The sequence below is a fragment of the Shewanella aquimarina genome (assembly GCF_023349185.1).
Taxonomy (GTDB): domain Bacteria; phylum Pseudomonadota; class Gammaproteobacteria; order Enterobacterales; family Shewanellaceae; genus Shewanella; species Shewanella aquimarina.
On sequence record NZ_JAKIKY010000005.1, the window covers coordinates 269,783 to 279,828 of the forward strand.

8 protein-coding genes and 1 pseudogene are annotated in these 10,046 nt (G+C 53.6%); 3 read left to right on the forward strand and 6 right to left on the reverse strand.

What is annotated here, in order from left to right; translation table 11 throughout:
- Positions 1–50: 50 nt before the first annotated feature.
- Positions 51–1,244: a cation:proton antiporter gene (locus L2731_RS08590; protein WP_249252696.1), complete on the reverse strand. Its 1,194-nt coding sequence runs from the start codon at positions 1,242–1,244 to the stop codon at positions 51–53.
- Positions 1,245–1,366: 122 nt separating this feature from the next.
- Here L2731_RS08590 and L2731_RS08595 point away from each other — a divergent pair, with 122 nt between their 5' ends.
- Entirely contained in the window at positions 1,367–2,239 is an 873-nt protein-coding gene (locus tag L2731_RS08595; RefSeq protein ID WP_239885984.1) for a universal stress protein, read from the forward strand.
- Here the strand turns inward: L2731_RS08595 and L2731_RS08600 are convergent.
- Together L2731_RS08600 and L2731_RS08605 are read right to left on the reverse strand one after the other, a co-directional pair.
- Positions 2,205–4,811, reverse strand: a complete 2,607-nt coding sequence (locus L2731_RS08600; protein ID WP_249252698.1) for a cation-translocating P-type ATPase — start codon at positions 4,809–4,811, stop codon at positions 2,205–2,207. The two genes, L2731_RS08595 and L2731_RS08600, sit on opposite strands and share 35 nt — an antisense overlap.
- 149 nt (positions 4,812–4,960) lie before the next feature.
- Entirely contained in the window at positions 4,961–5,221 is a 261-nt protein-coding gene (locus tag L2731_RS08605) for a DUF5062 family protein (RefSeq protein WP_249252699.1), read from the reverse strand.
- 136 nt (positions 5,222–5,357) lie between these two features.
- Here L2731_RS08605 and L2731_RS08610 point away from each other — a divergent pair, with 136 nt between their 5' ends.
- Positions 5,358–5,762 carry a VOC family protein gene (locus L2731_RS08610; RefSeq protein ID WP_249252700.1) on the forward strand — a complete coding sequence of 135 codons (405 nt, stop codon included), beginning with the start codon at positions 5,358–5,360 and terminating at the stop codon, positions 5,760–5,762.
- A gap of 1,147 nt (positions 5,763–6,909) precedes the next feature.
- On the opposite strand, the gene L2731_RS08615 is transcribed toward L2731_RS08610, so the two are convergent.
- From L2731_RS08615 to L2731_RS08625, 3 genes and pseudogenes are all read right to left on the reverse strand, one after another.
- On the reverse strand, positions 6,910–7,407 hold the full coding sequence (locus L2731_RS08615; protein ID WP_249252701.1) for a P-loop nucleotide/nucleoside kinase family protein: 498 nt from the start codon (positions 7,405–7,407) through the stop codon (positions 6,910–6,912).
- Between the two features lie 88 nt (positions 7,408–7,495).
- Positions 7,496–8,092: pseudogene (locus L2731_RS08620) on the reverse strand (glutathione S-transferase family protein).
- Positions 8,093–8,150: 58 nt separating this feature from the next.
- Complete coding sequence (locus L2731_RS08625) at positions 8,151–8,435, reverse strand: hypothetical protein (protein WP_249252702.1); 285 nt, start codon at positions 8,433–8,435, stop codon at positions 8,151–8,153.
- A gap of 639 nt (positions 8,436–9,074) precedes the next feature.
- Between L2731_RS08625 and L2731_RS08630 the strand changes: the two genes are divergently transcribed.
- Positions 9,075–10,025 carry a hypothetical protein gene (locus L2731_RS08630; protein ID WP_249252703.1) on the forward strand — a complete coding sequence of 317 codons (951 nt, stop codon included), beginning with the start codon at positions 9,075–9,077 and terminating at the stop codon, positions 10,023–10,025.
- Positions 10,026–10,046 lie beyond the last annotated feature (21 nt).

Below are 10,046 nucleotides of genomic sequence, written 5' to 3' on the forward strand. Positions count from 1 at the left end.
ATTTTTTTGCCCGTGAGTTAGCGCCGGATTTTAGACCCGTGTTCGCCACCCTATCTAGTGTCTTTCGCAAGTGCTAACTTGAGCAGCAAAGGCCCTGCCAGTGTGGTGATGGCGATGATCAGCACCAGCTCGGTGAACAGCTTAGGCGAGATAATCTCCATCTGCAGCCCCATCTCGGCAAACACCAGTCCCACCTCCCCCCTTGGCACCATGGCGCTGCCGACGATCGTTTTAGATCTCAGCGAGCCAGGCACTCTTAGACCGGCCATCATCTTGGTGATTATCGCCAGCCCGGACAGCATCAACAGGGTAAACAGGCCAGTCCAGCCAAGGTCTATCTGGCTCAGATCTAAGCTTATCCCCACATAGACGAAGAAGATGGGGGCGAAGATGTCTACCAGAGGCTTGGACTCCACCTCCATCTCGTGGGTGAAGGCGAAGGGATTTTGCAGGTAACGATTGAGGGGTGAGATAAATTGGCGACTCAAGGCCAGGCCGACGGCGAAGCCACCGAGCAGGGCGGGGGCGTGCAGGGCGTGGGCCAGCCAGGCAAACAGACAGATGAGGATCATGGTGACGATCGCCTCATAGCCTGTCTCTTCCTCTCTGGGTTTGACGGCGCGAAACAGATACAAGAGCAGCCGCGCCATGGGCGGTGCCAGCATCAGGAAGCCGACGATCTTAAGGATCAACAGGCCGCTCGAGATCAGCCCCACCTCGCCCGAGCTGGCAAAGTTAAACAGCAGACTAAGTAGGATCACCCCGGCAATATCGTCGATCACCGCGGCGCCCAGTATGATGTGACCCTCCTGGCTCTGTGACTGATTGGCCTGCGCCATTACCCGTATCGATATGCCTATGCTGGTGGCGGTAAGGGCGCAGCCCAGATAGAGGGAGGTAAAGCCAGGCAGCTCCAGATAGAGGAGGCACACCAGGCCAATGACCACGGCGGGCAGGGCGATGCCAAGAAGGGCCACGCCGACCGCGCTGTTACCCGCCTGAAATAGACGCTTGATAGAGGTTTCGCAGCCGATAGAAAACAGCAGTAAGATCACGCCAAGCTCGGCCATCACGGCCAAGGTCTCGTTGGGGGCTATCCAGCCCAGCAGGCTGGGGCCGATGAGGATCCCGGCCAGGATCTCACCGACCACGGCGGGGAGTTGCAGCCGCTTAAAGGCCTCTCCGAGCAAGCGACCAAAGAGCAGAATCAAACACAGGGACAAGACGAAGTTATCTATGGCCATGGTAGGCGAGACTCCCCGGCAGTGGTGATAATGTGATCTTGATCATTTTGATGACCGAGATCAAGGCGTAACTCACGGAGTGTGACTAAGCTCAAGTGGATACTTGCCGACAGGAGATGACCATGGACAAGGTGTTTATTATTTCCCAGAAAGCCGAGCAGCAGGCCGATGCCATCGAGACGGGGATCGCCTTGGCCAAGAGGCTGGAGAAGGAGGCGGAGGTGTTTGCCTACAGCTACGAATCTTTCGCGGGTAAGGAGCATTACAACCCCAGGCTCGCGGCGGCGGCCAAGGTGGCGCTGATGCGCCAGCGTAGCGAGGAGATCGCCGCCAAGCTGAAACAGCTTAAGGCCGATGACGTTGCCGTACATAGCGTCTGGAGCAAAGATCTGTTCGAACACGCCTGTCATCACTCTATTCGTCATGGGTTCGACCTCATGGTTAAGGCGGTGCATCACAAGACCCATTATCTGCCGATGGACTGGCAACTTATCCGCCATGTGCGTATTCCCCTGATGATGTTATGTGACAACCCCTTGCAGCGTGCCCGTACCGTGCTGATGGCGGTCGATCTGGGCAGCGACAACGCCATCAAGCAGAAACTTAATCAGTGCGTCATTCAACATGGCCAGCAGCTGGCAGAGGCCATGAATTGCCAGTTGCATCTGGCCTATATCATACGCGTGCCCAAGATCTTGCGAGACATGGATCTTATCGACACCCGCACCCTGGTGAAGGACGCCTATCACAGGTATCAGCCCCAGTTGGATGAGATTGGCCTGCATCAGGAGCATGTCCACTTCCTGGCGGGCGATCCCGATCTCTGCCTGTATGAGCTTTCCTGTCGCCTCAAGGCGGCCTATCTGGTGATGGGCGCCCGCCAGCGTAAGGGGCTGATGGGCATGGTCATAGGCAATACCGCCGAGGCCATGTTGAGTCGCATTCGCAGCAATGTGCTCATCATTCCAGCTGACGATCAGCTGTTGCCTGCCTAACCTTGGGTCTGTGCTGCTGACGCCAGAGACGCTTGTGATATTCATCGATAAACAGCAGCGTCGATGCCGCGCTCAGCAGTATCAGCCACTGTCCCAGCCCTATGGGGCTGATCCCCAGCGCCTGGCTCAAGCCGGGCGTATAACTGGCGCCTATATGGATCCCCTGGGCCAAGACGATACCAAACAGCAGCAGCGGGTTGCTCAGCATCGGCATACGCAGCAGTGAGTTGCGCTCGGAGCGGCTGTTGAGGGCATGCACATTCTCAAACAGCACCATCAGCATCAGGGTGAGATTACGGGCGTCATTCTCACTATTGCCCATGGCCAGCACCAGCGAGAAGAGGCCGAAGGCCATTATGCCCATCCATAGGGCGCTGACGATGAGCCTTTCCAGCATCAGGCGATCGAAGATGGGCTCGCTGGGCTTGCGTGGCGGCTGGTCTATCTCATGGCCTTCTCCCGGCTCGAAGGCTAGCGCCACGTCCTGCACCCCGTTGGTGACCAAATTGAGCCAGAGGATCTGCAGTGGAAACAGTGGGATAGGCTGGGCAAACAGCACGCTTAAGATAAACAGCAAGAGCTCGGCGGCGCCTGTGCTGATCAGCAGATAGATCACCTTGCGGATGTTGTTGTAGACGATGCGCCCCTCGATGATCCCCTTGACGATGGAGCTGAACCTGTCGTCGGTGAGTACCAGATCGGCGCTCTCGCGTGCCACGTCAGTGCCTTTACGCCCCATGGCGATGCCCACATGGGCATGTTTCAGTGCCGGGGCATCGTTGACACCGTCCCCCGTCATGGCGACAAACTCACCCTGGCGGATAAGGGACTCGGTGATCTCCATCTTCTGCCTGGGTTGCACCCGGGCAAACACCCTGTGGCTGGCGATGAGCCTGTCGAAGTCGGTCAGGCTCTGTTGCTGGGCGCCTGTCAGCTGCTCGCCGGTGATCACCGCGTCGCTATCCTTGGCCAGCTTGAGCTGACGTGCCAGCGCCAGGGCGGTCACCGGGTGATCGCCGGTGATCATGGCCACCTTGATCTGCGCCTGCTGACACAGGGCCACTGCCTCGATGGCATCTTCCCGCAGGGGATCGCTCATGGCCACCAGGCCGAGAAAGTCGAGGTGCTCCAGGGGGCGGTTCGGATTATCTACTTCACCGCTGGCAAGCGCCAGTACCCGGTAGCCATGCTTCGCCAGCCAGTGGGTCTCATCCAGTACCGCCTGAGTCTGTTGCTCATCGAGTTGGCACATGGTCAGCAGTTTCTCCACCGCGCCCTTCACCGAGACCACAGAGCGCCCCTCTATCAGGTTGATGCTGGCGCTGAACTGGTTCTCCGATTCGTAGGCAAATAGTCGCTCCTGGGGCGGCTGTTTGGCCTTATCCATCTCGAGATTGAGCTTATAGCCCAGGGTCAGGAAGGCGAGGTCTACCCCGTCACCGTCGGCATGAATCTGATCTGCATGGCCCTGCTCGGTCTCGAAGATAAGGTGGGCCTCGTTGGCCAGCACGCCGGTGAGTGCCAAGCGGTGCAACTGGGGATCGCGCCCGGCCGACACTGGCACCCCGTGGCCATGTTTATGCACCAGCCCGGTCGGCGACAGCCCTGTGCCTGACACATGGTAGCGCTCGCCGCTCAGCAGGCTGATCTGGCTGATGGTCATCTCGTTGACCGTCAGGGTGCCCGTCTTATCCGAGGCGATATAGGTACAGGAGCCTAAGGATTCCACCGCCACCAACTTACGGACGATCACATTGGCCTGAGACATGCGCTTCATGCCGATGGCCAGGGCGACCGTGATGGCCGCCGGCAGCCCCTCGGGAATGGCGGAGACCGCCAGCGCGACACCCAGCAGGAACACCTGGGAGAGATCGGCGCCCCGTAGCAGGGTGAGGCCGAAGATGAGGGCGATGATCACTAAGGTGGCGATGGCGATGATCAGGGTGAAGCGCTCGATGCGCTGCATCAAGGGGGGCTTGGCGCTGCCGCCCTGACGCACCAGTGCGGCTATCTGGCCTATCTGAGTGCGGGCGCCGGTGGCGACCACTTCGCCCTCGGCCCGTCCATGGGTGACCAGGGTGCCGGCGAAGGCGAGATCTGTCTTGTTCACCGCCAGCGACTCGCCGGTGAGCGCCGACTCATCCACCTTAAACTGGTTGTGGTGCTCGATGCGGATATCGGCGCCGATGCGATCGCCGTTTGTGAGCAGAATATAGTCGCCGGGTACCAGGCTCATGCTGTCGACCAGCTTGGGGTGGCCGTCGCGGATCACCTTGGTTTGGGAGGGCACCATCTTACTCAGGGCGTCGGCCGCCTGCTGGGCCGAGTATTCCTGCACTGTGCCTATGATGGCGTTGAGTAGCAGCACGGCGAAGATAAAGATGGCATTGAGTAACTGACCCAGCAGCAGACAGGCGATGAAGGCCGCGAGCAGCACGTAGATGAAGGCGCTCTTAAATTGCAGGATAAACAGGCGGACGAAGCTGAGTCTTGCCGGCTTGGGCAGGCAATTAGGCCCATGTTGTTCGAGCCGCTCGGCCGCCACTTGACTCGAGAGTCCTGGCCCGGCCACGGAAACTCCTTGTGCATTTAGGCTGAGGTGATGCTAGATCTATAGCTCATCTCAGCCCTCGCTGCCGGGAATCGGCCTAAGGTTTGATAGAGATCAACGGCTTGAGGGCGAGCAAAGGTCTGAATGGCCCGCCATGCTCAGGCTTAGGGTTATTCTTTGAGGGGGTGATCCTCGGGGAGCTGGCGATGGATCCAGAGGATCAACTTGTGTTTCATGTTGGGGCCATCTTCCTTATCCGTGGCCAGGGGCTGGATGAGCTTGTCCTGCACCAACAGGCGGTAGATGCATTCCACCTTGTCCTTGGGGGAGATGCCTTGACCAAAATCGCTAAAGCCGCGTTTCTTGGCGTAGCCTATGCCTATCTCCAGCGCCAGTTTTAACAGCTGTGCGTCGTGCTTACCCTGTTTCATCACGTATCTCCTTAGGCCTGATAGAGACAAGCTACGCCAATTTTACGCTTTCGCCTACCGGCAATTGTCACAAGTGAGTGATTATCTTCATTTATCGGCGACTATACTGATGAGGGACAAGGAAAATGAGGTGACTATGTTAAGCATTCGAGGAATCGACCATCTGGTGTTTCGCACCACAGACCTGGGCGCCATGCTGGCCTTCTATCAGGGGATACTGGGCTGCCAACTGGAGCGCGAGTTGCCAGAGGAGGGGCTCACACAACTCAGGGCGGGCAAGGCGCTGATCGATATCGTCACCTGCGACAGCAAGCTGGGCAGGCTCGGAGGCGGCCCTCCGGTGCAGGATGGCCGCAACGTCGACCACATCTGCCTGCTCATCGAGGCCATGGAGGAACAGGCGTTGCTGGATTACCTAGCCCATCACGGCATCGCCACCCAAGGCTTTGCCAGACGCTATGGCGCCCAAGGATTTGGGCGATCCCTCTATATCCATGACCCTGAGGGGAATGTGGTGGAGTTGAAGTTGGCGAAGGGGTAGCTGGAGTAGCTGAGACTCCTCATTCTCAAGTTGGGGATATTTATGGTTTTAAATGACTAACCTGTAGCGTTAACCTAAGTTGTTTTGAATTGCTTGGCAGCAGGTGCAGTGCATGGATGCACTAATGTCGCGCTTGCAGGGACGCAAAAGAGCGACCCTTGTGTGCTTACACATTTGTGACAGATTGAATGAAGTGTTGCTTCAGTTTGATGTTTTGCATCTACCTGACTTAGGTGCTTGGATGGGAGCTTTAAACCATAGCCTCATGGTTAATCAATTGCTTGGCAGCAGGCCTTATGTGCAAACATTCTTTTGGCACGCAGCAAGTCCATCCATGGATGCTCTGCGAAATCATCCATGATTTCGAAGGCCAAAAGCATGTTTACACCTAGTTATCCATCTCTTCGATTGAGCTGCATTTGGCAGTTTGTAGTGGCAATCAACAAGCTATATCACATATCAGTGCGCTTTTTTCTTAAAAATAATCGCTTGTATCAACGCGTACCCAATGAGGTTAAATCGAAGAGATGTTAGATACGGGTGTAAGCACGCTTTTGGCTCTCGGCGGCATGGACGCCGCCGTGAAGCCTCCAGGGACGGAACCTCGGCGTGCCAAAAGAGTGCTTGCACAGCCCCCGCCGGGCAGGCGATAGATAGCAATGAAGGTACGACCTTCAAGTCCCCTGTAAATACAAATGTGGCCAAATGTTTCTCACCAATGGGCACCCAATGACGCTAAATCGAAGAGACGTTAGATACCGGGTGTAGATGCATCTGCGGACGTCGATGGCAGGGCCAAAAATGTTCCCTACATTTATTGGCATTTCCTACGTCCATGTAGGTCAGATGCCATCGTCGAGCCTACAAGGAAGTATTCATGGCGTGTAGCAGATGTATCTGCACATAAGCGAGCCGCAGGCTATTAATTACGGCGAAGGTAAGACCTTCAAATTCACTTAACCTACCACAGCTATGCTGAGCGTTTACAATCAATGCTTCGGGCATTATCTATCGAGTACTTTGGCATCCCTTGCCGGGCAGGCGCTAGATAGCCATGAAGGTACGACCCTCAAACATTTTTAATAAACTAAAATGCAGCCAAATTCTATTTAAGCAAATAAAGGAAGTGCCAACCATACACCCTTACCTAGGCATCGCCTTCAACAAGTGTGATGTTCAGCCCCTCATCGTCAGTTGGTGGCTCAAAATATTGCGTGACGTGATGGAACATGGCCTCTGTATCGAAGCGCGCCCGTTCGGGCTGCTCCTGGCGACGCTTATTGATATGCGTCAGGCACTGCTGGTCGCTCAGGTCGAGGTAGACTAGCTCATGGTCACAGCCAAGTTCATTGCATAGCGAGGCAAACCATAGCCGCTGCCTTATCGTGTTGGCGGGAAAATCCATCACCACGTTAGTGCCAAGGTTTATCAGCTGCGCCACATGTCGCCTGATGAAGGGTTTGATTCGGTTTGAGTAGCTAATATAGTCATCGAATGACTGAATCTGCTGGGGAAAATGTGCCGCCAGCCATTCATCTTCCGACAGTAAAATTGCGCTGTTTTCATCGGCGATAAGCTTAGCCTTTGTCGACTTGCCTGCGCCCATCTTACCGCAGAAAAAGAAGAGTTTTCCCTGTAGTGTCATCTAGCGTCCTTTCGTTTTTCCATTGTTGGATGCTTCGGCGATTACCAGATACTCAAGCCATCGCCACTGCACCGGCCATCACAGAAGATTAGACCATGGCCACATACTGGGGCTGAGAGGCGATACGCGCAAGCCAGGCTTGAATTGCCGGGTAGTGGGTAAGGTCGAAACCGCCCTCGTGGGCCACATGGGTGTAGCCATATAGCGCAATATCGGCCGTGGTTAGCTGCTCGCCGGTTAAGTAGGGTGTCTTGAGTAGCTGGGCTTCCATTACTGCCAGCGCCTTATGGCCGCCTTGTTGTTTAGCCTCGTAGTCGGCGCGGCGGTTGTCGGGCAGCCCGAGATACTTAGCGATAAAGCGCGCCACGGCGATAAAGGGTTCGTGGCTGTATTGCTCGAAGAACTGCCACTGTTGCACCTTGGCAAGCGTAAAGCTGTCTTTTGGAAGCAGTTCGCTACCTGCGGCTAAGAAGTTTAGGATGGCGTTGGACTCGGAGAGGCAGCGGCCATCGTCGAGCTCCAGCAGGGGGATCTTGCCGTTGGGGTTCTTGGCCAGAAACTCACTATTGCCGGTATCGCCCGCGAGAATATCCACATGAATCCACTAATGTTTAATCCCTAACAGGGTACATAACAACCTGACTTTGTAGCAGTTGCCAGATTGTAGATCACCGTAGATTTTCACACATACTCCTTAGGTCTTTCGCGCCTGCCAAACAGACGCTTTTTACTGAACTCGCTAATTACAAAGCACCTGAAGGCGGATCATCGCCAGCCGGGTCGCCGGACTCCTGATCCCATTTTACTTCTTCCTGTTTGATACGTTGCAACTTTTTGATCTCGCTGGGCGGGATAGGAAACAGTGAAATCAGAGGAAACAGCGCCAAGGCGAGATAGGCGCCGGCGGGCATCCTCTTGGCCCAACGGATTAACCTTGCCAACCCTAAAATCAGCAGGATAAACAGAGTACCCAGCATAAAATAGCTCAGCAGTGGCTCCCAACCACCTAATCGCCCAACAAAACCCATTTGCTTACCCTATCAATTCATCGTCTTAATTTAAATGGGTGTCAGATCGGAAAAATCAAGCGTACCTAATGCCCTGGCAAACTCCAAAAGCACCCAAAATACGAGTGCTAATCACTGGGCTGGTATTCATACTCAAAATGGCATTACCAATGGCATACTGGATTAGAGTGCGAGTCAGGTATGAGTTAGGGCTAAGAGTTGGGTGAGTAGAATCAGATGTCAATCTACCAAAAAACAGCTAAAGATCGCACCGATGACGCCGTCGACAAAGTTGCTGAAACTACATGACGCAGGAAGTCAGGTAGAGTAAGTCTTAGAGTGAGAATAGAGGGCCACCCTGGTGTGAGCAACTCAGTAATCTAGGATTTTAGATTGGGGTTAATGGGGAATATGTACTCGATCTTGAACGCCGTCCTGACCTTCTATGTGGTGTAACTCTTGTACTGCGTCCCGTACTTATCTAATGACTTGGCTGTGCGAGTGGTGTTCTTTGGCTTTGAGCAAGTTGAGTAACAATTCTGCATAATTGATTGGTAACAACTATACTGGCTACTAGCATTTTCGAAAAATTATTGAAGAAAATTATAGTATTATATAAAGGCCATGGACGGTAAGTAGATCAACAAGAATTGTGTACCTATGGAAACAACCGATCGGATAGGCAAGTCCAACCATTCAAAGAGCGATATATTTCCTCATTCAGCTTTAATATTAGGGGCGGTGCTTTTTTTTGCCATTGCCGCTCGTCTTTATGTGGCGTTTCGCTACGAAATAAACTGGGATGAATTTTATTTCCTTTCTTTCGTTCACCAATTTATCAATGGTGAAACTATCAGCAATATTCAGACCTTTCATATTCACTTCTTCACTTGGATACGCTATGTGTCTAACAATGAAGTCGATCAAATCATTGCGGCCAGATTGGTTATGATCGCCTTTCAAATGGGTACAGGACTGTGTATATACAGGCTCTGTCGCCTCCAATGCAGTGTTTCGGGGGCTTTGTTTGCGGTACTTTCTTACTTTGCGTTTTCATTCAACGTGCGTATGGGGGCAAGTTTTAGAACTGACCCTATTGCGACTTTTTTGATAATGCTTTCTTTGTATTATGTTTTTAGTAATCAGCTTTCTTGGCGTAGCTCAGTTGCCGTGGGCGTTTTCACTTCAGTAGCGGCGTTAATCACACTAAAAGCCTCTTTATACATTCCAACCTTCTTGGCGATGGTGCTTGTTTCTTTTTATTGGGCACAGGACCGAATGGGTTACGCCAAGCAAATCTTGATTTATGGATGCTCAATATTGGTCTCGTTTGCGGTACTTTACAGTTGGCATAACTTCACCATCAGTGGAGTTATTGGTGGCACAAACACCGGTGCAATGTTGGATGCAGCCGATAAAACGTTGAGCCAAAGACAGCTCTTTCCAAGTTGGCATTACTTCCAGTATTCATTAGCGACGGATTTTGGCTATTGGTTTACGTTGGCATTGGGTATCGGCTTTTGTAGTGGTCAACTAAAATTGGCCACGGTTTTGTATTCAAGCCAGTATCTTCGCTCTGACTCATTAGGTGTTAGCCCACCGTTATATTGATGTGGTCTCAGCTGACTGTAA

Coding starts and splice junctions, on each gene's coding strand:
- L2731_RS08595 (WP_239885984.1), top strand. CDS start 1,367: ATGGACAAGGTGTTTATTATTTCCCAGAAAGCCGAGCAGCAGGCCGAT.
- L2731_RS08615 (WP_249252701.1), bottom strand. CDS start 7,407: ATGACACTACAGGGAAAACTCTTCTTTTTCTGCGGTAAGATGGGCGCA.
- L2731_RS08590 (WP_249252696.1), bottom strand. CDS start 1,244: ATGGCCATAGATAACTTCGTCTTGTCCCTGTGTTTGATTCTGCTCTTT.
- L2731_RS08610 (WP_249252700.1), top strand. CDS start 5,358: ATGTTAAGCATTCGAGGAATCGACCATCTGGTGTTTCGCACCACAGAC.
- L2731_RS08625 (WP_249252702.1), bottom strand. CDS start 8,435: ATGGGTTTTGTTGGGCGATTAGGTGGTTGGGAGCCACTGCTGAGCTAT.
- L2731_RS08605 (WP_249252699.1), bottom strand. CDS start 5,221: ATGAAACAGGGTAAGCACGACGCACAGCTGTTAAAACTGGCGCTGGAG.
- L2731_RS08630 (WP_249252703.1), top strand. CDS start 9,075: ATGGAAACAACCGATCGGATAGGCAAGTCCAACCATTCAAAGAGCGAT.